This is a genomic window from Brachybacterium sp. P6-10-X1 (assembly GCF_001969445.1).
In the GTDB taxonomy this organism is placed as follows: Bacteria; Actinomycetota; Actinomycetes; order Actinomycetales; family Dermabacteraceae; genus Brachybacterium.
Genome location: NZ_CP017297.1, coordinates 2,905,755 through 2,931,030, shown reverse-complemented (window position 1 = coordinate 2,931,030; position 25,276 = coordinate 2,905,755). Strand labels below are relative to the sequence as shown.

At 71.7% G+C, this 25,276-nt stretch carries 21 protein-coding genes; 13 read left to right on the top strand and 8 right to left on the bottom strand.

Annotated features, from left to right (window positions below; all coding sequences use genetic code 11):
* Positions 1 to 85 precede the first annotated feature (85 nt).
* Positions 86 to 928 carry an alpha/beta fold hydrolase gene (locus tag BH708_RS13235; RefSeq protein WP_076809348.1) on the top strand — a complete coding sequence of 281 codons (843 nt, stop codon included), beginning with the start codon at positions 86 to 88 and terminating at the stop codon, positions 926 to 928.
* 24 nt (positions 929 to 952) lie between these two features.
* Here the strand turns inward: BH708_RS13235 and BH708_RS13230 are convergent, their stop codons facing one another.
* A complete protein-coding gene (locus BH708_RS13230) occupies positions 953 to 2,329 on the bottom strand; it encodes an NAD-dependent succinate-semialdehyde dehydrogenase (RefSeq protein WP_076811283.1) in 1,377 nt (458 codons plus the stop codon).
* A gap of 139 nt (positions 2,330 to 2,468) precedes the next feature.
* Between BH708_RS13230 and BH708_RS13225 the strand changes: the two genes are divergently transcribed.
* Positions 2,469 to 3,413, top strand: coding sequence for an NADP-dependent oxidoreductase (locus BH708_RS13225; protein WP_076809346.1), 945 nt, complete (start codon positions 2,469 to 2,471; stop codon positions 3,411 to 3,413).
* 24 nt (positions 3,414 to 3,437) lie between these two features.
* On the opposite strand, the gene BH708_RS13220 is transcribed toward BH708_RS13225, so the two are convergent.
* The 4 genes from BH708_RS13220 to BH708_RS13205 form a co-directional block, all read right to left on the bottom strand.
* Positions 3,438 to 3,986 (bottom strand): NYN domain-containing protein, encoded by a 549-nt coding sequence (locus BH708_RS13220; RefSeq protein ID WP_076809344.1) that lies wholly within the window; start codon positions 3,984 to 3,986, stop codon positions 3,438 to 3,440.
* Positions 3,987 to 4,052: 66 nt separating this feature from the next.
* The gene (locus BH708_RS13215; RefSeq protein WP_076809342.1) at positions 4,053 to 5,114 is read right to left on the bottom strand and encodes a Gfo/Idh/MocA family protein; all 1,062 of its coding nucleotides are present in this window, start codon (positions 5,112 to 5,114) and stop codon (positions 4,053 to 4,055) included.
* 64 nt (positions 5,115 to 5,178) lie between these two features.
* A complete protein-coding gene (locus BH708_RS13210) occupies positions 5,179 to 6,078 on the bottom strand; it encodes a sugar phosphate isomerase/epimerase (protein ID WP_076809340.1) in 900 nt (299 codons plus the stop codon).
* A gap of 62 nt (positions 6,079 to 6,140) precedes the next feature.
* On the bottom strand, positions 6,141 to 7,361 hold the full coding sequence (locus tag BH708_RS13205) for an ROK family protein (RefSeq protein WP_076809338.1): 1,221 nt from the start codon (positions 7,359 to 7,361) through the stop codon (positions 6,141 to 6,143).
* Between the two features lie 145 nt (positions 7,362 to 7,506).
* Here BH708_RS13205 and BH708_RS13200 point away from each other — a divergent pair, with 145 nt between their 5' ends.
* The 4 genes from BH708_RS13200 to BH708_RS13190 all read left to right on the top strand — a co-directional run bounded on the left by BH708_RS13200 (position 7,507) and on the right by BH708_RS13190 (position 11,584).
* Positions 7,507 to 9,084: a YdiU family protein gene (locus BH708_RS13200; protein ID WP_076809336.1), complete on the top strand. Its 1,578-nt coding sequence runs from the start codon at positions 7,507 to 7,509 to the stop codon at positions 9,082 to 9,084.
* 299 nt (positions 9,085 to 9,383) lie between these two features.
* Positions 9,384 to 10,724 carry a mechanosensitive ion channel gene (locus BH708_RS13195; RefSeq protein ID WP_076809334.1) on the top strand — a complete coding sequence of 447 codons (1,341 nt, stop codon included), beginning with the start codon at positions 9,384 to 9,386 and terminating at the stop codon, positions 10,722 to 10,724.
* A 223-nt stretch (positions 10,725 to 10,947) separates the two neighbouring features.
* The gene (locus BH708_RS19860; protein WP_216639471.1) at positions 10,948 to 11,115 is read left to right on the top strand and encodes a hypothetical protein; all 168 of its coding nucleotides are present in this window, start codon (positions 10,948 to 10,950) and stop codon (positions 11,113 to 11,115) included.
* A gap of 64 nt (positions 11,116 to 11,179) precedes the next feature.
* Positions 11,180 to 11,584 carry a hypothetical protein gene (locus BH708_RS13190; RefSeq protein ID WP_076809332.1) on the top strand — a complete coding sequence of 135 codons (405 nt, stop codon included), beginning with the start codon at positions 11,180 to 11,182 and terminating at the stop codon, positions 11,582 to 11,584.
* Positions 11,585 to 11,632: 48 nt separating this feature from the next.
* On the opposite strand, the gene BH708_RS13185 is transcribed toward BH708_RS13190, so the two are convergent.
* Positions 11,633 to 13,339, bottom strand: a complete 1,707-nt coding sequence (locus BH708_RS13185; protein ID WP_083713584.1) for a DUF4091 domain-containing protein — start codon at positions 13,337 to 13,339, stop codon at positions 11,633 to 11,635.
* Positions 13,340 to 13,759: 420 nt separating this feature from the next.
* On the opposite strand from BH708_RS13185, the gene BH708_RS13180 reads away from it, so the two are divergent.
* The 6 genes from BH708_RS13180 (at position 13,760) to ppsA (ending at position 22,114) form a co-directional block, all read left to right on the top strand.
* A complete protein-coding gene (locus BH708_RS13180) occupies positions 13,760 to 14,476 on the top strand; it encodes an alpha/beta hydrolase (RefSeq protein ID WP_253705323.1) in 717 nt (238 codons plus the stop codon).
* Positions 14,477 to 14,799: 323 nt separating this feature from the next.
* Complete coding sequence (locus BH708_RS13175; RefSeq protein ID WP_083713583.1) at positions 14,800 to 16,260, top strand: hemolysin family protein; 1,461 nt, start codon at positions 14,800 to 14,802, stop codon at positions 16,258 to 16,260.
* Entirely contained in the window at positions 16,257 to 17,297 is a 1,041-nt protein-coding gene (locus BH708_RS13170) for a hemolysin family protein (RefSeq protein WP_076809328.1), read from the top strand. Before BH708_RS13175 ends, BH708_RS13170 begins: the two co-directional genes overlap by 4 nt.
* Before the next feature lie 413 nt (positions 17,298 to 17,710).
* A complete protein-coding gene (locus tag BH708_RS13165; RefSeq protein WP_083713581.1) occupies positions 17,711 to 18,457 on the top strand; it encodes a class I SAM-dependent methyltransferase in 747 nt (248 codons plus the stop codon).
* Between the two features lie 335 nt (positions 18,458 to 18,792).
* Positions 18,793 to 19,674: a pyruvate, water dikinase regulatory protein gene (locus BH708_RS13160; protein ID WP_371329818.1), complete on the top strand. Its 882-nt coding sequence runs from the start codon at positions 18,793 to 18,795 to the stop codon at positions 19,672 to 19,674.
* Between the two features lie 52 nt (positions 19,675 to 19,726).
* Positions 19,727 to 22,114, top strand: a complete 2,388-nt coding sequence (gene ppsA / locus BH708_RS13155; protein ID WP_076809326.1) for a phosphoenolpyruvate synthase — start codon at positions 19,727 to 19,729, stop codon at positions 22,112 to 22,114.
* 61 nt (positions 22,115 to 22,175) lie between these two features.
* Here ppsA and BH708_RS13150 read toward each other — a convergent pair whose 3' ends face one another.
* Complete coding sequence (locus BH708_RS13150; RefSeq protein WP_076809324.1) at positions 22,176 to 22,634, bottom strand: hypothetical protein; 459 nt, start codon at positions 22,632 to 22,634, stop codon at positions 22,176 to 22,178.
* 42 nt (positions 22,635 to 22,676) lie between these two features.
* Positions 22,677 to 24,365: a LarC family nickel insertion protein gene (locus tag BH708_RS13145; RefSeq protein ID WP_256386286.1), complete on the bottom strand. Its 1,689-nt coding sequence runs from the start codon at positions 24,363 to 24,365 to the stop codon at positions 22,677 to 22,679.
* 116 nt (positions 24,366 to 24,481) lie between these two features.
* On the opposite strand from BH708_RS13145, the gene BH708_RS13140 reads away from it, so the two are divergent.
* A complete protein-coding gene (locus BH708_RS13140) occupies positions 24,482 to 25,252 on the top strand; it encodes an SDR family oxidoreductase (protein ID WP_076809322.1) in 771 nt (256 codons plus the stop codon).
* The last annotated feature ends 24 nt before the right edge of the window (positions 25,253 to 25,276 follow it).

The following is a 25,276-nucleotide window of genomic DNA, read 5'->3' as shown; positions in this document are numbered from 1 at the left end:
TCGCGGGAGTCGAGGACAGAAGATGCCGACCTTACGGGACGGCGGGATCAGTGTGCCTCGATGGCCGGGAAGGCATCATGGCTCTATGAGCACCCTCACCCGTTCCGACGACCTCACCCCCTCCGACCACGTCACCCTCGCCGGCCACGCCGGTGCCCTCGTCGGCCGCATCTGGACCCGTCAGGATCCGCGCTGGATCGCGGTGCTCGCCCATGGATACGGCGAACATGTCGGCCGGTACGCCTGGGTGGCCGACCGCCTGGCCGCTGCCGGCGCCGCGGTCCATGCCGTCGACCACGTCGGCCATGGGCGCAGTGACGGGGAGCGCGTGCTGATCGAGGACTTCGACCAGGTCGTGGCGGACCTCGACCTCGTGGTCCGCGACGCCCGCGACCGGCACCCGGAGCTGCCGATCGTGCTGATCGGCCACTCCTTGGGCGGCATGATCGCCGCGCGCTACACGCAGATCCACCCCGATCGACTGGTCGCGACGGTTCTCTCCGGGCCGGTGCTCGGCTCCTGGGCGATCGTGGACGAGTTGCTCGCGCTCGAGGAGATCCCCTCCACCCCGATCGACCCCGACGTCCTCTCCCGGGATCCCGCCGTCGGCGCCGCCTATGCCGAGGACGAGCTGGTCTGGCACGGCGACTTCAAGCGCCCCACCCTGGAGGCCATCGACCGCTGCCTGGCCATGATCACCGCGGCCGGCCCCGTCGGTGACCATCCGCTGCTGTACCTGCACGGCGAGGACGACCATCTGGTCCCGCTCGCGGCGAGCCGGATCGGCCTGCAGGCCATCGAAGGCAGCGCCACGCGCGTGACGACCTACCCGGGCGCCCGGCACGAGATCCTCAACGAGACCAACCGTGATGAGGTGCTCGAGGACGTGATCGGCTTCGTCGACGGGGTGCTGGCGCGCCGCGGCTGACGCCGCCCGCTCGACCGCCGTCGTTCATGCGACAGCGGTGCGGCGCAGGCGGACGTTGACGAACTCTCCCATGCCCCAGCGGCCGAGCTCACGACCGAAGCCGGAGCGCTTCACGCCGCCGAACGGCAGACCCGGCAGCGTCGTGCCGTGCTCGTTGACGTAGGCCATCCCGACGTCCAGACGGTCGGCCACCTCCTGGGCACGTTCCAGATCGGTGCCCCACACCGAGCCGCTGAGGCCGTAGGGGACGTCGTTGGCCTGCTCCACCGCATCGTCGACCGACTCGACGCCGTGGATCACCGCGACCGGCCCGAAGATCTCCTCGGAGTAGGCGTCCATGGCCGGGGTGACCCCGGTCAGCACGGCCGGCTGCAGGAAGGCGCCCGCGCGGTCGATCGCCGTGCCCCCGGTGTGGAGGGTCGCCCCCTGCCGGACAGCGCGCTCGACCTGTTCGAGGACCCCGTCCCGCGCTCCGACCGAGGAAAGCGGACCGACGTCGACGCTCCCGTCCAGCGGGTCACCGACCCTCGCGCCCTCGAAGACCTCGACGACGGTCGCGACGAACGCGTCCAGATCACCGTGGGGCACGAACATCCGCTTGGGGGAGTTGCACGCCTGCCCGGCATTGGAGAGCCGCGCCGTGGCGACGATCCGGGCGACGCGCTCGATGTCGGCATCCTCGAGCACGATGAGCGGGTCGGATCCGCCGAGCTCGAGCACCGACTTCTTCAGGTGCTCCCCGGCGTTGGCGGCGACAGCTGCCCCGGCCTTCTCGCTGCCCGTGAGCGAGACGCCCCGGATCCGGTCGTCGGCGATCATGTCGGCGAGCTGGCCATGGGAGGCGAAGATGTTGATGTAGGCGTCCCGGGGTACGCCTGCGGTGTGGAGGATCTGCGCCATGACCTCGGAGGAGGCGGCGCAGATCCCGGCGTGCTTGAGCAGGATGGTATTGCCGGCCATCAGGTTCGGAGCCACGAAGCGGGCCACCTGGTAGTAGGGGTAGTTCCACGGCATCACGCCGACGAGCGGACCGATCGGCTCGGTCTGCACCAGCGATTCCTGGGCACCTTGTGGATCCAGCTGCTCGTCGCGCAGCAGATCCGGGCCGTGCTCGGCGTACCAGCGATAGATGGAACCGGCCAGCTCGGCCTCCCCGATCGCCTGCTGCAGCGGTTTGCCCATCTCTGTCGCGATGAGCTCCCCGAGCTCCCGGCCGCGCTCGTCGTAGGCGTCGGCGACCCGCTCCAGGGTCTCCGCGCGCTCCTGCGCCGCGAGGCCGCGCCAGCGCGGGAAGGCCGCAGCGGTCCGGGAGAGCACGTCCTGGATCCCGCCGTCGTCGAGCCCGGTGAATTCCTCGTCGGTCCGCCCCGTGGTCGGGTTGGTCGTCGTGTATCCAGCCATACGGCCACCCTCGACCGTTCCGGAGGACCTGTACAGGTGACCGTCCGATCGGTCGTCCCGCCGGCGGGTGCGTCGGCCGACGGCGACCGGACGGTCCATCTCCGTTGCCGCGCCTCCGGAACAGTGTTAGGCAGGGAGCATGCGAGCCATCGGAGTGACACGGTACGGAGGCCCTGAGGCCCTGCAGGAGATCGACGTCCCGGTCGAGGAGCTCGGGCCCGGCACCCTGCGGATCCGGGTGAGCGCCGCTGCGGTGAGCCCGACGGACACCCTGGTGCGCAGCGGGGCCCGGTCGGAGGCGGAGCAGGCCGACGCGCCCGGGGACGTCCCCGGTATGGATGTCGCGGGGGTCGTCGCGGAGCTCGGACCGGACGGCGGCGACGGACTTGCTGTCGGGGACCGCGTGGTCGGCATCGTCACGCCGACCGGCCCGCACGGCGCCTACCGGGAGGACATCGTGCTGCCGGTGGGATCGGTGGTCCGCGCCCCGACGGGTGCCTCGGATGCGGAGGCCGCGACGCTTCCGATGAATGCGCTGACGGCCCGTCACGCCCTCGACCTGCTCGCGCTCGGGACCGGGCAGACCCTCGCCGTCACCGGCGCCGCGGGCACCCTCGGGGGCTACCTGGTCCAGCTGGCCGTCCACGACGGTCTGCACGTGATCGCCGACGCGGCCGAGAAGGACGAGGAGCTGGTCCGCTCCTTCGGGGCCGACGTCGTCCTGCGCCGCGGCGAGGACATCGCCGAGCGCATCCGGGAGATCGCCCCTGACGGCGTCGACGGCCTGGCCGATGCCTCTCTCCAGTCCGCGCAGGTGCTGCCCGCCGTCGCCGACGGCGGAGCGGTCGCCACCTTCCGCGGCTACCGGGGCGACGGTGCGCGCGGGCTGAGGGTCGAACCGGTCATGGTGCGCGATGTCGCCGAGGAGCGGGGGATGCTCGCCGGACTGCGGGACCTCGCCGAGCAGGGCGTGCTCGAGCTGCGGGTGGCCGATGTGCTGCCCGCGGTCGAGGCCGCCGAGGCGCACCGCCGTCTCGAGGCAGGAGGCGTCCGCGGACGGATCGTCCTGGACCTCTCCACCTGAGGCGCGAGGAGAGGCCCCGACCTCTCAGATGAAATCCAGCGGGTCGAACTCGTCGATGTCGATGATCCGCACCCGCGGCAGACGACTGGTGAACGCGGCGACGTCGTACTCGAGGTCGTGGAACTCGATCCCCGGGATCTCCTGCAGGTCTCCGGCCATGAACTCGCGGAAGCCGATCAGGGCGGTGCGGCGCTCGGGCGTCGCGGCCAGGTCCTGCATCTGCGGGACGAAGTCGCGGTCGTGGCTGACCAGCATGACGTCGGCCGGGCGGGAGGCCAGCGCCTCGGCGGTGCGCTGGATGGCGATGTCGACGACCTTGCCCTCGCCGCGCAGCGGGATGGTCTTGTACCCGAGGGCGATCAGCGCCTGCACGAAGCCGGAGGGGAGGCTGTCACCGACGGCGAGGAAGAACAGGCCCGTGACGGGCTGGTCCCACGTGACCTCGGCGTGGTGGAGCAGTTTGTTCCAACGGGGACGCTCCTCCGGCTGCGGGCGGCGGCCGAGGACGGAGATGCCGAGCGTGGCGTCGATGTTCTCGCCGTCGACCAGGAGGTACGTGGTGCGATCTGTCATGGCTCGACCCTACGCGCTCGCCGGCGCGATCCACGCCGACGAGCACGGGCCCGGCCGCGGCGAGGGTCAGGCGATCAGGACCTCCTGGCCGGACTCGGCGGAGGCATAGATCGCCTCGAGGATCCGCACGATCTCCACGCCGTGCCAGGCCGGCGCGACCGACTCCGCACGGCCCAGGCCGGCGTCGACGAAGTTCTGGATCTCGCGGGCGAATCCGGTGCCGAACTCGAAGGTGCGCGAGGCGATCTGCGGCTCGATGTTCACCACGGAGTCGTGCATCTCGGTGGCGATGTGCAGGGCCGGCTCGAGCTCCGCCCCGCCCTTCTCGCCGTACACCGCCACGTCGATCGAATCCTTCGTGGCATGCAGCGAGAAGGAGCAGTCCAGCAGCAGCGAGGCCCCGTTCTCGAAGCGGATGACCGCATTGGCCAGGTCCTCGACCGAGTTCCGGTCGGGGTCGTAGTCCGCGGCCTTGTAGCGCGGCATGGTGGTGACGTTCGCCCGATTGCCGATCTTGTCGTAGGTGTTCCCGCTGACGGAGACGACCTTCGGGGAGCCCATGAGATACCAGCACAGGTCCAGGACGTGGATGCCGATGTCCAGCAGCGGGCCGCCGCCGGAGATCTCCTTGTCCGCGAACCAGCCACCGGGGTTGCCCACCCGACGCAGGCAGCTGGCCTTGGCGTAGTAGATCTCGCCCAGCTCGTCCGCGTCGATGAAGGACTTCAGCACCTGGCAGTTGGGGGAGTGGCGGCGCACGAACCCGACCTGCACCACCCGGTCGCTGCGCTCGACGGCCTGCTGGATCTCGAGGGCCTCGGCCAGGGTGCGGGCGATCGGCTTCTCGACCAGCACGTGCTTGCCGGCCTCGATCGCGGCGATCGCCCAGGTGGCGTGGGAGTTGTTCCAGGTGCAGATCGACACCCCGTCGATCTCCTCGTCCGCCAGGAGCTCGTGGGGATCCGCGTAGGCGCGCTTCGCGCCGTAGGTCTCGGCCACGGACCGGGCGCGCTCGAGGTTCATGTCGGCGACGGCGATCAGATCGACGTCGGAGTTCTCGGCGTAGGCGGTCAGGTGGGACTGGGCGATGGTTCCGGCGCCGATGACGCCGACTCGGAATGTGCTCATGTGCGGTGCTTCCTTCTGGCCGGGAGGCCGATGGGGGTCGTGGCGACGGGGGTGGGGAGCGGGCTCAGTCGAGATCGAGCAGACGGCGGGCATTGGCCAGGCCGCGCTCGCAGCCCAGCAGGCAGTCCTCCCAGCCCTCGAACTCGATCGAGACGAAGCCGGTGTACCCGGCCTCGCGGATCGAGCGGGCCACCGAGCGCAGGTCGATGTCGCCGTTGCCGACGACGGCGCCGCGCAGGTGCTTGCCGCCGCGGCTGCGGAACCAGCCCGCGCCGGGATCGGCGTCGGCCGGGCGGATGTAGAAGTCCTTGAGGTGGACGACCATCGCGTACGGCAGGTTCTGTGGGACCGAGACGGTGGGGTCCTCGTCGACGCACACGAAGTTGCCCACGTCCAGCGTGGTGGCGAAGTTCGGCTCGTCGACGGCGTGGACGATCCGCCGCACGCGATCGGCGGCCTGCACGAAGAAGCCGTGGTTCTCGAGGCTGGTGGTGATGCCCTTGGTCGCGGCGTACTGCGCGATCTCCTTGCTCGCGGCGACGATCGAGGGCAGCGCCTGCTCGAACTGCGGGGTGTCGTCCCCTTCGTATCCGGCGTGGGCGACCACGTCGTGGCGCATCTGGCGGATCCCGAGCCGCTCGGCGAGGTCCACGTGGGCCTTCACGCGGTCGATCTGCGCGGCGAGCTCCTCGGGGTCGTCGGTGAGGAAGTTCGCCCCGATCGCCAGGGTGGACAGCGCCACTCCGGCATGCTCGGCGTGTGCTCGGATCCGTTCGACGTAGGCGGGGTCGGAGGCGATGTTGGGGATGGGGGCGCCGGGATCGTCGCCGAGGGAGGCGAGCTCGAGGTGCTCGCCGTCGCCGGCGGCGACCCAGTCGATCACCTCGGGCAGGGTCATCCCGCCGGTGGAGAGCTGGGAATGGAAGCTGTAGGAGCTGAAGCCGAGGCGGATGCCGGTGGTCATGAGGTTCCTTCGCGATCGGGGTGCCGTGGTTCTCGGGGGTGGTGGACAGGACTGCTCGAGCGTCAGGTGCGGGAGGACGAGGCCGTCGACGCCGCGGCGTCCGGGGCCGCGGCCGACGGTGCGGTGGCCGACGGAGTGGGTGTTGCGAGGAACCGTGGCCACGGTGCCGGGACGCCGGGCACCCCGGCGACGCGGGCGGAGCCGTGCTCGAAGGCCCGGCCGAGCGCGCCGATCAGCGAGCCGTCCGTGGTGAGTCGGGCGGCCACCACCTCGGGATGCTCCGGGGTCATCAGCAGGTGCTGCAGGCTGCGCCGCAGCGGATCGAGCAGGGTCTCGCCCGCCCGTGAGAGTCCGCCGCCGACGACCACCAGCTCGGGATCCACGGTCAGCGCCACGGTGGCCAGTCGCGGCGCGATCTCCGCGCAGAAATCCTCGACCTCGCGCCGGGCGATCTCCTCCCCGGCCGCCGCCCGCTCCAGCAGCGGCTTCGCCTCGTCCCCGGTGGACCAGGTCAGCCGTCCGCGCTGCGAGGTGCTGGTCCAGCGCATCCCGCGCTGACTGCCGAGCTCGCCGGCCAGGCGGTGGCTGCCCTGCAGGATCACCCCGTCCACGATGAGGGCCACCGAGAGGCGATGGCCGATCTGCAGGTAGGCGATGGAGTTCGCGGGCGGGCCCAGGTGGCGCTCCGCGAGGGCGGCGAGCTTGATGTCGTTCTCGACCACGACCGAGCAGTTCATCTGCTGGGTGACCTCCGCGGCGAGGTCGCGGCCGACGAGGTCGTCCAGGGCGAGGCTCCGGGTGACGCGGCCGTCGGCGGCGAGGATTCCCGGTACGGCGAGGCCGACGACGTCCGGCCGGGACCCGGTGCGTTCGATCGCCCGCCCGATCGCCGCGAGGTGGTCCCCGCTCTCGACCTCCACGGTGCTCCGGGCGAGGACTGTGCCGAGCGCATCGGTGAGCAGGCAGCTCACGGTGCGCTCACCGAGGTCGAGGGCCGCGACGGTCGCCGCGTCGGGGTCCAGGGTGAAGCGGCGTGCGGGGCGTCCGCGGCGGCCGGCGTCGGCGGTGGGGGCCGGGGAGATCGTACCCGCGGCGACGAGGTCCTGCAGCACGCTCTCGACGGTGGGCCGGGACAGGCCCGTGGCGGTGGAGAGCTCGCCGATGGTCAGCGCGCCGGAGGCGGTGCGCAGAGTGAGCACGCAGTCGCGGGCGTTGGCCCGACGCATGGCCGTTCCCGGGCCAGGATCCGGGCGCGCCGCGGGGGAGTCGTCGGCCGTCGTCATCGAGCTCCCTCGCTCTCGTGGTCGCGGCAACCGTCCTGCTGTTCTGAAACCCGGTTGCACAATGCATGCACAGTCTTCGCCCGTCGCCGTGCGGTGTCAAGAGCGGACCCGTCGCGTGCGGCGGTAGCGTGGGGCGCAGGAGGCGATGCCGATGAATGACCCGGTGCTGCAGCAGAGCTATGCGGCCGCGGTCCCGGAGCTGTCCGTCCCCTGGCAGGCGGACGTCCCGCCGGCACCCGAGCTGGTCTGGCTGAACGAGGACCTGGCCGCCGAGCTCGGCTACGACGCGGCGTGGCTGTGCGGCCCGGAGGGCATGGCTCTGCTGACCGGGCAGCTCGATGCCGCCGGGAAACCGCTGATCCCCGGCTCCGACGCGCCCGAGCGCCCCTTCACCACGGCGCAGGCGTACGCCGGCCACCAGTTCGGCAGCGCGAACCCTCAGCTCGGCGATGGCCGCGCCGTGCTGCTGGGCGACCTCGTCGACACTCTCGGGGACCGTCGCGACCTGCACCTCAAAGGGGCCGGTGCGACCCCCTTCGCCCGCGCCGGGGACGGCAAGGCCCCGCTGGGCCCGATGCTGCGCGAGGCGGTCGTCGGCGAATCCCTGCATGCCCTCGGCATCCCCACCACCCGCGCGCTCGCGGTGCTGACCACGGGCGAGCAGATCGCCCCGCGCCAGGGCGTGACCCCGGAACCGGGAGCGCTGCTGGTGCGCGCCGCCGCGAGCCATCTGCGCGTCGGAACCCTCGAGCACGCGGCGTGGCACCACGACCTCGGAGTGCGCCGGGCGCTGCTCGATCATGTGATCGAGCGCCATCATCCGACGGCCGAGGGGGCCGAGAGCCCGCCGCTGGCCCTGCTCGAGGCGGTGATGCGGTCCCAGGCAGAGCTGACGGCGCAGTGGATGCTGGTCGGCTTCGTCCACGGGGTCATGAACACGGACAACATGGCGCTGTCCGGTGAGGGCATCGACTACGGGCCCTGTGCCTTCCTCGACGTCCACCGCCATGGAGCCGTGTTCAGCTCGATCGACCGCGGTGGTCGCTACGCCTACGGCAATCAGCCGGGCATCGCCCTGTGGAACCTCTCGCGCTGCGCCGAGACGCTGCTCGAGCTCGTCGACGAGGAGGATCCGAACGTCGCCGTCGAGCAGGCCACCGCCGTGCTCGAGGGCTACGAGGGCCATGTCCTCGCCGCATACGCGCGGGGCCTGGCCGCCAAGCTCGGCATCCCGGTGGCGACAGGTCCGGCCCGGGGCGGAGGCTCACCGCCCGACGGCGAAGGTGCCGCGGCGACCGGGGCGGGGCCCGGACCTGATCCCCTCCCGAGCATCCGCGAGCTCGGCGCCGACCTCTTCGCCCTCCTCGAGGAGCAGCAGGTCGACCACACCGGCTTCTTCCGCGCACTGACGGACGGGGATCCGTCCGCCCTGTTCCGCGACCCCGCGCCCTTCGAGGTCTGGCACGGGCGGCTGCTCGCTCTGCGGGGGACGGGCCCGTCGGCCGACGCCTCGGAGGAGGCGATGGCGCGCACGAACCCGGTCCACATCCCGCGCAACATGCATCTCGACGCGGCTCTGCGCGCCGCGCACCGGGGCGATCTCGAGCCGGCGCGGACTCTTCTGGAGGCGGTCCGGCGGCCCTTCGAGCATCGGGCGGAGCATGCTCACCTCGAGGGGCCCGGCGACGGCGGCGACCTCTTCATGACCTTCTGCGGGACGTGAGCTCCCCCCCCTGTCCCGGGAGTGCCGGACGCCTTTCTCGCCGGTGCCGGACGACTCTCTCGCCAGCGCCGGACATCCGGCCCGGACCGGGGCGAGGAATTCACCAGGAATCGGACAGGCCGACCGCATCGCAGCACGAGTGTGACGTCCCTCACCTGCGCGTCTGGACCTGAAAAGCCGGATAGTCCATGCTCACTCTGAAGATCCCCTGAAGGATCTGCGGCCGATCTCTCGCCGGTGCTCCTCAGCCGGCCGGCGATCGGTGACCATCCCGACCCCCGAGACAACCGGAGGACATCGTGGGCGCTCTATCCACCATCGACTGGGCAGGACTCGGATTGAAGATCCTGGCCGCCATCGTCATCCTGATCATCACCGCCATCCTGGCCGCCGTGGTCAAGGCCGGGATCGCCAGACTGACGCAGAAGGTTCCGGCATTGCAGCGTCCCGGCGTGGACGGCGCAGGTCTCGGTGCCTCGCTCGGCACCATCGCCTCGATGGTGGTGTGGCTGCTGGGCCTGATCATCATCCTGGGCATCTTCCAGCTCTCCCAGGTGCTCTCGCCGGTGATCGCCATGCTCGAGCAGGGCCTGAGCTTCATCCCCAACATCATCGGCGCCGTGTTCGTGTTCATCATCGGCCTGACGATCGCGAAGATCGTCCGGGCCCTGATCGTGACCGCGCTGAACGCGGTGGACTTCGGCAAGCTGCTGGGCACCGCCCAGTCCGGCTTCGAGAAGGCCACCGGCGGTGTCACCGCCGCTCCGGCGCATGCCGGCCCCCAGGGCGCCCCGGCACAGGCCGGCCAGCCCGGTCAGCCCGGCCACAGCGGTCAGCCCGGCCAGCCGGGTCAGCCCGCGCAGCAGCGTTCGAAGGTGCCCGAGATCCTCGGCTCCGTCGTGTTCGCGCTGATCATGATCGTGGTCTCGATCGCCGCCCTGCAGATCCTCGGGATCGCGTCGATCTCGGATCCGGCCTCCGCGATGCTCTCCGGTGTGTTCACGGCCATCCCGAACATCATCGCCGCGGTGGCACTGGTGGGGATCGGCGTGCTCATCGCCCGTTTCGTCTCCGGCCTGTTCCGCCCGATCCTGGAGAGCTCCGGCATCGACGCGTGGCTGACCAAGCAGGAGATCCTCCCGCAGGGCTCCTCGGCCACGCCGACCGTGCTGCGCATCGTCGAGATCGCCGTGGTGCTGTTCTTCGCCGTGATGGGCGCCCAGGTGCTCGGCTTCGCGCAGATCACCGCGATCCTCAGCGAGATCCTCGCCCTCGGCGGCAACGTGCTGTTCGGCGGCGCGATCATCGCCGCCGGCTTCTTCATCGCCATGATCGTCGGCAAGGTCCTCTCGGGGACCGTCTCGACCGTGGTGCGCTGGGCGATCATCATCCTGTTCACCGCCATGGGCCTGCAGTCCATGGGCGTGGCCGACTCGATCATCGAGATGGCCTTCGGCGCCCTGGTGATCGGTGGTGCCGCGGCCGGCGTGCTGGCCTTCGGCCTCGGCGGTCGCGAGGCCGCCGCCCGTCAGCTCGCGAAGCTCGAGAAGTCCTCGGAATCCGCAGCGGCGAACCCTGCTGGGGGCTCCGGACCTGCCCCGTCGACCGGCACCGCGGTGCCCCCGCCGCCGGACGCCTGATCCCCGCGTCGGGCCGCGCGACCCGACACCGCAGGTGCGAGTGCGAGGCCGCTCTGGATCCGTCCAGGGCGGCCTCGGCCGCCCCGAGGGGCCCCGCTGCCGTGCACCGCTCGGTCGGGACGCGCCCCACCCGCCGGTGCTACGGTCGAAGCCCCGGCGGGACGGGGTCGACGTCACCGCACGCCAGGCCCCGCCGTCGACGCTTCCGACGGACGGAGACTCCATGCCAGGCCCTCTCGCAGATCGCACGATCCTCCTGCTCTCGAGCAACTTCGACACCGAGACCGACGAGATCCAGCGGCCCCTGGAGTCCCTGCGCGAGGCGGGGGCGACCGTCACCGTCGCCGCGAAGCAGCCGGGGACCGTCCAGACCCTCGATGCGCTGACCTGACCCGTCGCCCGGGACCATCCGGCGCATCGCGTGACCAGCCCACCCCGACGCCAGGAGGAACACCATGACCGACGCCTTCGACTCCGAGTCAGCCGCCTGGGAGGCGGATGCCGCTTCTGCGGACGCCGCCCAGGATCCAGCGATCGAGGAGGACACCGAGCTGCTGGCCGAGAGCAGCGAGGACGAGTACACCCGGCCGGGCGAGGAGGAGCCCGGCGAGGTGAGCATCGACGACGCGCTGGAGACCGACCGCGTCGTCGCCGAGGGTGCGGACTCGCGCAACGCCGACGGCTACGGCTTCGACGAGGACCGCGAACGCGGCACCGAGGACGCGGCCGCCGCCGAGCAGGGCAACCGCGATGAGGACCGGATGGAGAGCGACGTCGACGACGAGGAGCTCGACGACCTCGCCGGGTCCGACGGCGACGCCCGCGGCACCGAACGGGATCTCGCCGACCCCGAGGCCTGAGGCGCAGACCGGTCCTGCGCATCTCCGGCGCGGGCCCCGGAGGTGAGGTCAGCGCGCGGCGAGGGCGACGAGGATCTTCTCGTCGACCTCCTGCCGGGAGCGCAGGTGAGCGGTGACGTCATAGGAGAACGAGGAGTAGGTCAGAGTGCCGCCCTCGTCGATCAGCGACTTCGCACCGGGACGGTCGGTGAGCTCCGCGAGCCAGGTCAGCGCGCGATGGTCCGCCATGGCCTGTGCGAACACGCGGTGCCGGATCGACGGCCACGCGGTGCCGTCGGGCCCGGGGTAGACCGCGAAGGCGTCACCGCCGAAGAACGGGCCGCCCGCGCAGGTGTCCTGGAACGGATCGATCTCCTCCAGGGAGAACTGCGAGTACCAGAAGTTGTAGCCCCAGTGCAGGAAACCGGGCGCGTCGAACGCGAACAGCTGGCGGCCCAGGACCCGGTTGCGCACCGAGGGCAGGGCGATGTACCGGTTCGCGACGTCCCGGTTCTGGGAGACGCAGTAGTACACCCACGGCGCCCACCCGGCCTCGAGGAAGGGGCCGACGTGGTCGGTCGCGACGATCGGGGTCTCCACCACGCCGCGGGACGCGAAGTCCAGCGAGCTCAGCGCGTCGACCACGTGCGCGCCGTCGAGCAGGTCCGCGACCTGGCCTTTCGCCGCGCGGTACTCCTCGAGCTGATCCTGGTTCGGCTCATCGCTGATGTGCCAGAGCACCTGGCCGTCCCACTGCTGCGCGAGGTGCTCGTGCAGCGCCGGGACCAGCGCCTCGAGCAACCGGCGGTAGGCGGGGGAGGTCGCCGGCACGTGCCAGCCGAACCGGTTCTCGGGCCCCGCCGCGGTCTCCACGTCGATCGCGGGCGTGAAGCGGGCTCCCCACTGGGTGAACAGATGCGCGATCTCGATCCCGGTGAATCCCAGGTCACGGCAGATCCTCAGCCAGCGGTCCAGGCGGTGGAAGTCGAACTCGTACCGACCCTCGACCTCGTGGATCCCCACCAGCTGCACGACCGGGCGGGTATGTCCTTCGGCGGTGTCCAGCGGCGGCGTCCAGGTCGGGGTGAGCACGGAGTTCACGTCCATCTCGCGCGCCGAGGCGAGGAAGGCCTCGATCAGCTCCCAGTGCCGCTCGGAGAACACCTCGACGTCGTAATGGGTCGCCAGGCAGTCGGCATGCAGCCAGTGCGTGTTGGTCAGGGTCAGCGGCGGCAGACGGTGCGGGTGGACGTGCAGGCGGATCGTGTGCTCGGCCAGCAGATGCTCCCGGTCGGCGCTGGTGAGCGTGATGGCGAGGTCATGGGGGCCGCCATCGGTCGGGTCCTCGGCAGTGACGTCGATCCACAGGGCCTCCCAGACTCCCGGGGTGAGGCGCGCGGTGCGGTCGGTGACCGGCTCGAGCAGGTCCGGGTACTCCCCCGGCTCGGTGGCCAGGTAGTGCTCATCGGCCGCGTCGGGGGCGGGGGAGGAGACGGGGACCCGCCGCACCACGTGCACCTGTGCCCGCTCGGCGAGGCCCCCGGAGAGGTGGATGCGCACCACGGTGGAGGCGTCCTCGAGACCGCGGGGTGCGTGGGCGAACCGGTCCGCGGAGCCGGTGTTCGGCGCGTCGTGCTCCTCGAGCAGCAGCGCGACCTGCATGGACAGCACCTCGCCCAGGAATCCGGACGTGTGTGCACCCCCGATCAGCTCGGCGGGGCGCGGGGCGGTCCCCCCGAGCACCTTCTCCAGGGAATCGGTCAGGACGGACTGCACAGGTGCGCTCCTCAGCAGGGGTGACGTCGACGTCGGGCCGCTGTCCATCCAAGCACGGCGATCGATCCGGGACCAGGGGCTCGGCGGACCCGGAGCCGCCCCGAGCGCATCCGCGAATAATCCGTTGCGCCGCCGACGGGCCGGTCCTACGGTGGAGGGACACAGGAAGGGAGGTGGTCCAAAGAATGATTTCTTATCGGACATGTGAGGTGGCTCGCCGCTGAGGCGACCATCGACCTGACCCGCCGTCGGCGGGCCCCAGATCGACGGACGTGCAGCGAATACCACCGAGCTGCCGGGACCCGCAGGGGTCGGACACCGTCCATCCGACCAGCGCAGATGCGCAACCTGCGGGTCCTTCCCTGTCCGCTGACCCGTCGACCGGGCACCTCGGGCAGGCCGTCCACGTAGCCTCGGTCCATGATGACCACCACGACCTCGCCCCAGCCCCCGTCGGTCGAGCTGATCTCCCCGCGCATCGATGAATCCGCCGTGGTGCGGCTCGACCCGCCCGGCACCGAGGCCGACGGGCCGGAGGGCGGCGCGGCCGACAAGCCGCTGGTCATCCTCCTGCACGGCCTGGGCAGTCACGAGGAGGACCTCACCGGCCTGGTCCCGTTCCTGCCGACCGACTTCACCTACGCCTCCCTGCGCGGCATCTATCGTTACGTGCAGGGCTACGCCTGGATGGACTGGCCGCTGGACGCTGCACGCCCCGAGACCCTCGAGGCCTCGGCCACCGCCGTCGAGACCTGGATCGCCGAGCAGGCGGCACGGGGGACGTCCGCGGCCGGCGCCATCGGCTTCTCCCAAGGAGGATTCCTCGCCCTCCAGCTGCTGCGACGCGACCCCCGCGCCCTAGACTGGGTCGTCCAGCTCTCCGGCGCCCCCTTCCCGGCCCCGATGCCCGGCGACGCCGCGCTCGCCGAGGTCGCCCCGCCCGTGCTGTGGGGCCACGGCGGGCTCGACCCTCACGTCGATCCCGAGACGGAGGAGGCCACGCGCGAGTTCCTGGCCGCGCACACCCGTGTGGAGGAGGAGCGCCGGCCGCACCTCGGACACGCGGTCGACGAGATCGAGCTGCGTGCGGTCGCGAGCTTCCTGCGGCGCCGGGCCGCTGAGCGCCCCGCACGCTGAACCCGGACGTCGCGCCCACGGTCGTCCTGTGAGCAGACTCTTCCCGTCAACCGCCTCCCCGCTCGTACGGCGCCCGTGGATTCGCCGAGCCCGGACTTTCGTCCCAGCGCGGATGGCGCAGGCTGCCCCTGTGCGTCGGACCTCGCATCCACGACCCCTCCCACGCCCAGGGACCGCGCTGTAGCATTTCGTCATCCCGCACCGAGAGCCGGAGCGGATCATGAGGAGCACCAGGAGACCATGAGCGCCGCCAGCGACGCCCCCAGTGACAGTCCCAGGCCTTCGGGCCTGACACGACACGCACTGACCGGGGGGATCCCCCCATGGACCTGATCGGTCCCCTCATATCCCTGGGCATCGGACTTCTGCTCGTCCTCGCCTGCGGCGGCTTCGTCGCCGCCGAGTTCTCCCTGATCACCGCCAACCGCAACGACGTCGAAGCCGCCGTCGACAGGGGCGACAAGCGCGCCGGCGGCGTGTTGGAGGGGATGAAGACCCTCTCCACCCAGCTCTCCGGAGCACAGCTCGGCATCACCGTGACCAATCTGGGCATCGGCTTCCTCGCGGAGCCGGCGATCGCCGCTCTGGTGAGCCCGGCGCTGGTGGACATGGGCCTCGGCACCGTCGCGGCGCGCTCCGTCTCGGTGACGATCGCTCTCGTGCTCGCCACCGGCGCGACCATGATCTTCGGCGAGCTGGTCCCCAAGAACATGGCGATCGCCCAGCCCCTGCGCACCGCGAAGCTGGTGGTCGGCTTCCAGCGGCTCTTCACCACGATCTTCGGTCTGCCGATCCGTCTGTTCAACGGCAACGCGAACGCCGTGGTGCGAGCCCTCGGCGTCGAGCCGCAGGAGGAGCTCGGCTCCGCCCGCAGCGCCGAGGAGCTCTCGGCCCTGGTCAAGCGCTCGGCCGACGAGGGCGCTCTCGCGGAGGAGACCGCCTCGCTGGTCCAGCGGACCCTCGCCTTCGGCGACCGTCGGGCCCACGACGCGATGGTCCCGCGCGGGCGGATGGACTCCCTGGACGAGGACGACACCGTCGCGGACATGCTGGAGCTGGCCCGCACCACCGGTCACTCCCGCTTCCCCGTGCTGACCGACCAGAACCAGATCTCCGGGGTCGCGCACATCCGCCACGGCCTGGCCGTTTCCTTCGAGCAGCGGTCCACCACCCGGGTCGACGGGGTCATGGGCACCGCCACCTTCGTGCCCGACACGGTCCCGCTGGACGACCTCATGGACACCCTGCGCGGCGGCGGCCTGCAGATGGCCGTGGTGGTCGACGAGTTCGGCGACCACGCCGGCCTGATCACGCTCGAGGACCTGGTCGAGGAGATCGTCGGCGAGGTGCGCGACGAGCACGACGAGGAGAGGGACGACACCCCCGAGCCCGACGGCTCCTGGGATCTCGACGCCCGGATGCGCCCCGACGAGGCCACCGAGCGCCTCGGCGTCACCGTGCCCGAGCACGAGGACTACGACACCCTGGCCGGCCTGGTCACCCTCGAGCTCGGACGTCTCGCGGAGGTGGGCGACGAGATCGTCGTCGACACCGATCCGGTCCCCGGCGAGGAGCTCGCGCAGCTGCGCATCGAGGTCACCGAGGTCGACGGCATGCGCATCGAGACCGTCCACGTGAAGGTCGAACCGGCCGCGGACGAGGGCGACGATGCGGAGACGGACCGGACCACGGAGAAGCACCCGGACCGGAACACCGACGAGAAGAGGGTGACGGCCGAGCATGATGCGATGCCCGCGGCCGAGACGAGCGAGGTGAGCCGATGAGCACCGGACTCGGCCTCGGCCTGACCCTGCTGCTGCTGGCGCTGAACGCCTTCTTCGTCGGCGCGGAGTTCTCGCTGATCTCCGCCCGTCGCTCCGTGATCGAGCCCAAGGCCCTCGAGGGCAAGTGGGCGGCGCGGATCACGATCTCGGCGATGGAGCAGGTCTCGCTGATGATGGCGGGCGCGCAGATGGGCATCACCGTGTGCTCGCTGGCGCTCGGCGCGATCAGCGAACCCGCCATCGCCCATCTGCTGGAACCACCGTTCGAGGCGATCGGTGTGCCCGGTGCGCTGGTCCATCCGATCTCCTTCGTGATCGCCCTGACGCTGGTGACCTACCTCCACGTCGTCTTCGGCGAGATGGTGCCCAAGAACATCGCGCTGGCCGGCCCGGAGCGGATGGCACTGATCCTGGCACCTCTGCTGATGGGCATCGTGACGGTGCTGCGCCCGCTGCTGTGGCTGCTCAACTCCATCGGCAATCTGGTGCTGCGGATGCTCGGCGTCACGCCGAAGGACGAAGTGACCAGCGTGTTCACCCGGAACGAGGTGGCTGCGATGGTCAGCGAGTCCCGCGAGGGCGGGCTGCTGGAGGACAACGACGAGGCGCTCCTGCTGGGGGCGCTGCGTTTCGAGGCCCGCAGCGTGGCCAACCTCGTGATCCCGCTGGACCGGATCTCGTTCCTGCCCGAGGGAGTCACTGCCGCCGAGGCCGAGGCGGCCGCCGTCGAGGGCTTCTCCCGCTTCCCGGTGCGGGCGGCCGACGGGCGACTGACCGGCTACGTCCACATCAAGGATCTGCTGGATTCCGTGCAGGAGCACCGGGACGACCCGATCCCGGCCGAGCGATTGCGCGCCCTGCCCGAGATCGGCGCCGACGAGCCATTGCGTCAGGCGCTGACCACCATGCAGGGCACCGGCGCGCACCTCGGTGCCGCCACCGGCGAGGACGGCGCGGTGGTCGGCATCGTCACCCTGGAGGACATGCTCGAGGAGCTCGTGGGCCAGATCCGCGACGACTCCCGCATGGCCGCCTGAGCGGACGGAGCGCGCCGGGCCGGCGGGCGGCTGAGTGGACGGGGCGGGCCGGGCCGGCGGGCGGCTGAGCGGGTGGAGCGGGCCGACGGGCGGCTGAGCGGGCCGGGCCGGCGGGCGGCTGAGCTGGGCCGGGCCGGCGGACGGCTGAGTGGACGGGGCGGGCCGGCTGAGCTGGGTCGGCCACCGCCATGCCGATCCCCGCCCCCTCTGCCCTCTGCCCGCCCCCTGCCAGCCGCCTGCCCGCCTCTCCGCCCCCGAGTTCTGCGCAGTTGTTCCCATGGCAGGCTGTGGCAACGACTGCGCAGAACTCGGAGGCGAGAAGGGCCCCATCTCGTCGGAGGCCTTGTGGGCACCACGACCGTGGGCGGCCGCTGCCGAGACCCGTGCACGGCCGGGTGGGGCACGATGGGACCATGAGCATTCCCTTCGGCGACGCCCGGCCATCATCATCCGACGACCTTCTGGCCGCATCGGGTCAGGGTCAGGGGCCGGCTCAGGGTCAGGGTCAGGGGCAGGGTCCGGGGCGGGAGCCGGGCCCGTCGACCGCCTCGGGCCCCGGCCCGGCCGAGAATCTCTGGGTCGCCGCGGTGCGTCGCAACCCTGAGCACGCCCGGGGCTACGCCGAGCGCTGGCGACGGATCGAGGCCTCCGGCCAGGACATCTACGGCGAGGCCCGGCTGATCGACGCCATGGCCCCGCGCGGCGCCCGGATCCTCGATGCCGGCTGCGGAAACGGACGCCTCGGCGGGCACCTGGCCCGCGCCGGCCACCGCGTCGTCGGGGTCGACCTCGATGCGCACCTGATCGACGTCGCGCGCGAGGACCACCCTGCGGCTCGCTGGGAGGTCGGGAACCTTGCCGAGCTCGACGTGCGGGACGCGGAAGGCCGTCGCGAGCAGTTCGACCTGGCCCTCAGCGCCGGCAACGTCCTCACCTTCCTCGCGGGCAGCGAGCGGCGACCGGCGCTGGCCCGTCTCGGTGAGCACCTCGCGGACGACGGGCGCTTGGTGGTCGGCTTCGGGCTCGATCGGGGGTACGACCTGGACGACTTCGCGGCCGATGCCGAAGCGGCCCGGTTGCGCCTCGCCCAGCGCTTCTCCACCTGGGACCTGCGCCCGGCGAACGAGCAGTTCCTGGTCGGCATCCTCGAGCACGCCTGACTCGAGCCCCTGGCCCGGCCCCTGCCCGTGAGGCCTGGTGGGCCGCTCGCCGGATCTGTCCTTCGAGATCTGCGTTCGCGGTGCCACCGTCGCTCGTGGGACCGAGAACGTAGAGGTCGCCTGGGGTGAGTCGGTTGTGGGGCGGCTGCGCGGATTCCCGGCCCGCGCCCGTGCCCGGTCGTGACCGAACGCGCACCGATCCGCCAGGGTTCGTGCACGTCGCGGCCCCGGACAGGTGAACTGGGACACGGACACGCCGTCGGGCCTGGTCCCCGTGCAAACCGTCGGTACGGTGTGCCCATCCCGGCGACGATGCCAGAGACAGGAGGTGGCCGATGCCTGACCAGCCGTCGATGCCTGACCAGCCGTCGATGCCCGACGAGCCGTCGATGCCTGACAAGCCGTCGGTGCCCGTCTACTTCGTCTCCGACTCGACCGGCATCAGCGCCGAGTCCATGGGCAACGCCCTGCTGCTGCAGTTCCCGTCGATCCCCTTCGAGCGCCACCGGGTCCCGTTCCTGCGCACCCTGGAGGAAGCGGAGAAGGTGCTGGCCATGCTCGATGCCGCCGCCGACGGCCCGGCACCCCCGATCGTGTTCCTCACCGCCGTCGACGAAGCCGTCCGCGGGGTGCTGCTGCGCACCCGCGCCACCGTCGTCGACTTCGTCTCCGGGCCCCTGGCCCAGCTCGAGGCCCAGCTCGGGGTCAGCGGCGACCATGCCCCGGCCCGCCTGCACGGCGTGGGCGACATGGGCCGGTACAACCGCCGCATGCAGGCGGTCGAGTTCACCATCGAGCACGACGACGGCCAGTCCGTGCGGGCGCTGGAGAAGGCCGACGTCATCCTCATCGCCCCCTCCCGCTGCGGCAAGACCCCCACCTCGATGTATCTGGCGCTGCTGCACGGCCTGTTCGTCGCGAACTATCCGCTGGTCGACGAGGACTTCGAGAACGACCGCCTGCCCGGCGCGATCGCCGAGCTCGCCGACCGCTGCTTCGGTCTGGAGACCTCCGCCCGGCGGCTCTCGGAGGTCCGCGGTGAGCGCCGTGCGAACTCCCGCTACGCCTCGCTGGAGCAGACCCGCTGGGAGCTGGAGGGGGCCCGTCGCCTCTATCGCCGCTACGGCGTCCCCTCGATCGACTCCTCGGCGACCTCCGTCGAGGAGATGTCCACCCGCATCCTCCAATCCCTCACCGCTCGTCGGCCCCGCAGCTGACAGTCCTCGACCACCCCCGCCGCGGCAGCGCCGCCGTCTCAAGGAGCCCGACATGACCACCACGATCCGCTGGTACTCCGACCTCGGGATGACCGACCTCGAGCAGGTCGGCGGCAAGAACGCTTCGCTGGGGGAGATGGTCTCGAACCTCGCCCGGCTCGGCGTCCAGGTCCCCGACGGCTTCGCCACCACGGCCGACGCCTATCGCGAGTTCCTCGGCGCCACCGGGCTCGCCGAGAGGATCGAGAAGCAGCTGAGCGAACTCGACACCGAGGACACCGTGGCGCTGGCCGCCGCCGGCCGCGAGATCCGCGAGATGGTGGTCGCCCAGCCCTTCCCCGAACGGCTCGAGGCCGAGATCCGCACCGCCTACGAGCGCCTCGCGGCGGGCAGCGGCGCCGAGGCGTCGTTCGCCGTGCGCTCCTCGGCCACCGCGGAGGACCTGCCCGACGCCTCCTTCGCCGGTCAGCAGGAGACCTTCCTGAACGTGCGCGGCATCGATGCTGTGCTCGGGGCGATCCGTGAGGTCTTCGCCTCGCTGTACAACGACCGGGCGATCGCCTACCGCGTCCACCACAGCTTCGAGCACGCCGCGGTGGCGCTGAGCGCCGGGGTGCAGAAGATGGTCCGCTCGGACCTCGGCTCCAGCGGTGTGCTGTTCACCGTCGACACCGAATCCGGGTTCGACCAGGCCGTGTTCATCACCTCCGCCTTCGGGCTGGGGGAGGGCGTGGTCCAGGGCGCGGTCAACCCCGATGAGTTCTACGTGTACAAGCCTGGCCTGCGGGAGGATCGTCCCGCGATCCTCCAGCGCACCATCGGCGAGAAGGCCACCAAGATGGTCTACACCGACGACCCCGCCGTCGGCCGCACCACCGAGTTCATCGAGGTGGACCCCGCCGAGCGGACGCGGCTGTCCCTGACCGACGAGCAGGTCACGGCGCTCGCCCACCAGGCGCTGATCATCGAGGAGCACTACGGGCGGCCGATGGACGTCGAATGGGGCCTGGACGGAGCCGACGGCGAGCTGTACATCCTCCAGGCCCGCCCCGAGACCGTGCAGTCCCGCGCCGGCGGCACCCTGGAGAAGTACCAGCTCACCGGCCGCGGGGACGTCCGCGTCGAGGGCCGGGCGATCGGCGCGAAGATCGGGGCGGGCCCGGTGCGGGTGATGACGTCGATCGATCGCATGCACGAGTTCGTCCCCGGCGAGGTGCTGGTGGCGGACATGACCGATCCCGACTGGGAGCCGATCATGAAGCGCGCGAGCGCCATCGTCACCAACCGCGGCGGGCGCACCTGCCATGCCGCGATCATCGCCCGCGAGCTGGGGATCCCGGCCGTGGTCGGCACCGGCGGCGCGACCCGCGAGCTGGCCGACGGCGAGGAGGTCACCGTCTCCGCCGCCGAGGGCGACACCGGCTTCGTCTACGACGGGACGCTCGATTTCACCGTCGCCACCAGCGAGGTGGACGCCATGCCCGAGCTGGGCACGAAGATCATGATGAACGTCGGCACCCCGGCGCAGGCCTTCGCCTTCTCCCGCCTGCCGCACGCCGGCGTGGGCCTGGCGCGGCTGGAGTTCATCGTCAACCGCCAGATCGGCATCCATCCCCGCGCCCTGCTGGAGCTGGACCGTCTGCGCACCGAGGAGCCGGACCTCGCGGCCGACGTGAGCGCTCGGGTCGCGGCCTACGCCTCGCCGCGGGAGTTCTTCATCCGGCGCGTGGCGGAGGGGGTGGCCACGATCGCTGCCGCCTTCGCTCCGGAGCCGGTGATCGTGCGGATGAGCGACTTCAAGTCCAACGAGTACGCGAACCTGCTGGGCGGGAGCCTGTTCGAGCCGCACGAGGAGAATCCGATGATCGGGTACCGGGGGGCGAGCCGGTACCTCTCGGAGGACTTCGCGGAGTGCTTCGCGATGGAGTGCGAGGCGCTGCGGTACGTGCGCGAGGAGATGGGGCTGTCCAACGTGAAGCTCATGATCCCCTTCGTACGCACGCCCGCCGAAGGCAAAGGGGTCATCGACCTGCTGGCCGGCCACGGCCTGGTGCGCGGGCAGAACGATCTCGAGGTGATCATGATGTGCGAGATCCCCTCGAACGCCGCGATCCCCGAGCAGTTCCTCGAGCACTTCGACGGCTTCTCCATCGGCTCGAACGACATGACCCAGCTGACCCTGGGCCTGGACCGCGACTCCGGCCTGGTCGCCGACGCCTTCGACGAGCGTGATCCCGCCGTGCTGTTCATGCTCTCCCGCGCCATCGAGGCCTGCCGGACGGCCGGGAAGTACGTGGGCATCTGCGGGCAGGGCCCCTCCGACCACCCCGATCTCGCGCACTGGCTGATGGAGCAGGGCATCACCTCGATGTCCCTGAACCCCGACACGGTGGTGGACACCTGGCTGCGGCTGGCCGGTCAGGGCGACGGGACGGCCTGAGCGACGTTCTGCGAGGAACGAGCGGTAGGAGCTCAGGCGGGTGTGCGGGGCCCGACCGGATTCAGCGGTCGGTGCGGCCGCCGCCGGACTCGTGGTCCATCTCCGCGTGCGCGGTGGCCTGCTCGGTCTCGGTCATCTCCTCCTCGCGCACGGGGAGGAGCTCACCGGTGGTGCTCATGTGCCCGCCGTGGCTCTCCGACCCGGGCACGGAGGTGACCGTGGTCAGCAGGAACACGGAGTCGTCCAGCGCTTCGACGGCGTGACGGTGATGGGTCAGGGCCTCGACGACGCCGGTCTCCAGGACGGCCTCCTCCTCGCCCGTGACCCTCACGGCGCCGCGGATCACCTGGATCGACGCGGCGGGCGGGGAGTTGTGCTCGGCCAGTCGCACGCCTTGCTTCAGGGCGATGACGGTCTGCCGCAGCGGGCCGTCGTTGATCAGCAGTTCGGCGTGGCGTCCGTTCTCGGCTTTGCGGGCGCGGTCGATGGCCTGGGTGATCGTGTCGGACAGGGCAGCCATGGAAACCTCCAGGGAGCGGGGGCGGTCCCTGCCCAGTATCGATCACGGGCGCGGATCCGTCAGCTCCGTGGTGGATTCCTTCGCCAGATCGAGCATCGCGCGTTCGCTGATCCCCAGCACCCGGGCCGCCGCGGCGACGTCCCGGAACTCCGGCTCGCGCCGCACCACGGCACCATCGCGGTCGCGGGCGATCTTCACCGCGACCTTCTGTCCGCGCACCTCGATCTCGGTGAACTCGCGGGTGCGGATCACGCGCTCCACCCGGTGCATCCGCACCCCGAGCGTCCCGGTGCGGTCCATCAGCAGCGCCGCCGTGCTGCCCGCGGACTCTTCCCTGACCAGGGCGTGCACCGTGACGGCCGGACGTCCGTGCTTCATGGTGATCGGGGTCAGCCAGGCGTCCAGCGCCCCGTGGGCGAACAGCTCCTCGAGCACGCCGGGCCACAGGCGCGGGTCGAGATCGTCGACGTTCGCCTCCAGCTGCAGGGCCGACGTCGGGGTGTCATGAGCGTCGGCGGCGGTCCCGCTCGACGCGGCCGCTGCGGCCGGTCCGGTCGGCAGCTCGGACGCCGCCAGCGCCGAGGGGGCGGCCGACGTCGTCCCGACCGGATGCTCGGCCCGGTGCTCAGTGCGATGCTCCGTGGAGTCGCCCTGGTGGGAGCCGGCCAGGTCGGCCTCGCCGTATCCGGGGCGGCCGACGACCACCCGCACCACGTTCGGCCGGCCCGGGGTGTCCTTGGTGCCGGCGCCGATGCCGACCGCCTCGGTCGACAGCATCGGCTGTGGTCCTGCGAAGCCGACCAGGCCCCGCATCAGGGCGACCCCGGTGGGGGTGGCGAGCTCGCCGATGCCGGGGGCGACGCCGGGCGGGACCCGTCGGCCGCCGTGCTCGTGAGGACCGCCGGCGACGTGCTCGGGCACGGCCACGTCCGAGTCCGGGACGGCGAGGTCGCCCGATGCGGGGTCGGTGCCGTGGTGCGGGGCGTGCGTCGCGTCGGGGCCGTGGTCCTCGTGCGGCGGGCGGTCGCCCTCGCCGTGCGGATGGGCGTGGTGGTGAGCCGGGTCGTGACCGCGCGGCGGCAGCAGCTCGCCGGCCACCGTCGGCCATCCCTGCGCGAGCCGCGCCACGGCCGGGACGGGGACCGGGATGTCGCCGTGCGCGGCGCGGATGCGACCGCTGCCCACCGCGATCACGCTGCCCACGCCCGCGGTGATGCCGAGCCGCCGCCAGGCCTCACAGGCCCCGATCACGTCGGCCAGGGAGTCCAGCGCCCCCACCTCGTGGAAGTGGACCTGATCCGGCGGCACCCCGTGGGTGGCGCCCTCCGCCTCGGCCAGTCGGGAGAACACCGCCAGCGCCAGATCGATCGTGCGGGCGGGCACCTCCTCCGAAGCCCGCGCCCGCTCGAGCATCGCGCGGATCGAGGCCCAGGTGCGATGCGGCGGATCCTCGACCAGCACCTCGACGTCCACCTTGGTGGCGCGCTGACCGGCACGGTCCACCCCGCGGCGGACGAAGCGCACCGAGCCCGGGACCAGGGCATCGAGCACCCGCTGGACCCCGTCGAGGTCGGCGCCGGCATCGACCAGCGCCCCCAGCAGCATGTCCCCGGCGACGCCGGCGGTCGCGTCGACGTACGCGAGGCGGCCGAGGGCGTGACCGGGCGGTGCCGTTGCCTCGAGCGAGGTCATGTGCTCGGCGGGCGGGACGGGGATCGGGGTCGGCACCATGGATCGATCGTAGGCCTCGGGGCCCGGACGGTGCCGTCGCGGCCATGCCGTCCTTGCCGTCCTTACCGTCCTTGCCGCCCTTGCCGCCCGTCGGCCGTCGGAGGACGATGAGGTCCATGATCTTCACGGTGCTCGGCGCTCGCGGGACCATCGGCTCGCTCCTGGCCGAGCAGCTCGAGGGGCGGGGCCACGACGTGCGCCGGGCGAGCCGCCGCAGCGGTGTCGACGCCCGTACCGGCGTCGGGCTGCGCGCGGCGCTGCGCGGGGCCGACGTCGTCGTGGACTGTCTGAACATCGAAGCGCTGCGCGCCGCCACCGCCCGCGCCTTCTTCGAGGGCACCGCGCAGCACGTCGTCCGCGCCTCCCGGCAGGAGGGGATCGGACGGATCGCATGCGTCTCGATCGCCGGAGCCGCAGACCCCGCCGTGAACCGCCTGATGGGCTACTACCAGGGCAAGGCCGCGCAGGAGCAGGTGTACACGGACAGCGGCGAGACGGTCACGATCATCCGGTCCGCGCAGTGGTTCGAGCTGATGGACGAGATGGTGCGCCGCGCCTCGATCGGCCCCGTCTCGGTGCTGCCGACCATGACCATGGCGGCGCTGTCCGCCGAGAGGGCCGCCGCCCACATCGCCGACGAGCTCGAGGACTCCGCCGCCGATCCGCACTCGCGCACCCTGACGCTGCGCGGTCCGGAGGTCGCGACCACCCGCGAGGTCGCCCGCGCGATCCTCGGGGCCCGCGGCAGCATCGGCGGGCGCCGGCCCCGTCTCCTGGGGCAGCTGCCCTATCTGGGGCGGGGGATCGCGGGCGGCGGGCTCGTCCCCGCCGACGGCATCGTCGACGAGGTCACCCTCGCGCAGTGGCTCGCCGCCGACGCGGGCTGACCGCGCGGCGGGTGGTGGATCTGC

Coding starts and splice junctions, on each gene's coding strand:
- BH708_RS13235 (WP_076809348.1), top strand. CDS start 86: ATGAGCACCCTCACCCGTTCCGACGACCTCACCCCCTCCGACCACGTC.
- BH708_RS13230 (WP_076811283.1), bottom strand. CDS start 2,329: ATGGCTGGATACACGACGACCAACCCGACCACGGGGCGGACCGACGAG.
- BH708_RS13225 (WP_076809346.1), top strand. CDS start 2,469: ATGCGAGCCATCGGAGTGACACGGTACGGAGGCCCTGAGGCCCTGCAG.
- BH708_RS13220 (WP_076809344.1), bottom strand. CDS start 3,986: ATGACAGATCGCACCACGTACCTCCTGGTCGACGGCGAGAACATCGAC.
- BH708_RS13215 (WP_076809342.1), bottom strand. CDS start 5,114: ATGAGCACATTCCGAGTCGGCGTCATCGGCGCCGGAACCATCGCCCAG.
- BH708_RS13210 (WP_076809340.1), bottom strand. CDS start 6,078: ATGACCACCGGCATCCGCCTCGGCTTCAGCTCCTACAGCTTCCATTCC.
- BH708_RS13205 (WP_076809338.1), bottom strand. CDS start 7,361: ATGACGACGGCCGACGACTCCCCCGCGGCGCGCCCGGATCCTGGCCCG.
- BH708_RS13200 (WP_076809336.1), top strand. CDS start 7,507: ATGCCGATGAATGACCCGGTGCTGCAGCAGAGCTATGCGGCCGCGGTC.
- BH708_RS19860 (WP_216639471.1), top strand. CDS start 10,948: ATGCCAGGCCCTCTCGCAGATCGCACGATCCTCCTGCTCTCGAGCAAC.
- BH708_RS13190 (WP_076809332.1), top strand. CDS start 11,180: ATGACCGACGCCTTCGACTCCGAGTCAGCCGCCTGGGAGGCGGATGCC.
- BH708_RS13180 (WP_253705323.1), top strand. CDS start 13,760: ATGATGACCACCACGACCTCGCCCCAGCCCCCGTCGGTCGAGCTGATC.
- BH708_RS13175 (WP_083713583.1), top strand. CDS start 14,800: ATGGACCTGATCGGTCCCCTCATATCCCTGGGCATCGGACTTCTGCTC.
- BH708_RS13170 (WP_076809328.1), top strand. CDS start 16,257: ATGAGCACCGGACTCGGCCTCGGCCTGACCCTGCTGCTGCTGGCGCTG.
- BH708_RS13165 (WP_083713581.1), top strand. CDS start 17,711: ATGAGCATTCCCTTCGGCGACGCCCGGCCATCATCATCCGACGACCTT.
- BH708_RS13160 (WP_371329818.1), top strand. CDS start 18,793: ATGCCTGACCAGCCGTCGATGCCTGACCAGCCGTCGATGCCCGACGAG.
- ppsA (WP_076809326.1), top strand. CDS start 19,727: ATGACCACCACGATCCGCTGGTACTCCGACCTCGGGATGACCGACCTC.
- BH708_RS13150 (WP_076809324.1), bottom strand. CDS start 22,634: ATGGCTGCCCTGTCCGACACGATCACCCAGGCCATCGACCGCGCCCGC.
- BH708_RS13145 (WP_256386286.1), bottom strand. CDS start 24,365: ATGGTGCCGACCCCGATCCCCGTCCCGCCCGCCGAGCACATGACCTCG.
- BH708_RS13140 (WP_076809322.1), top strand. CDS start 24,482: ATGATCTTCACGGTGCTCGGCGCTCGCGGGACCATCGGCTCGCTCCTG.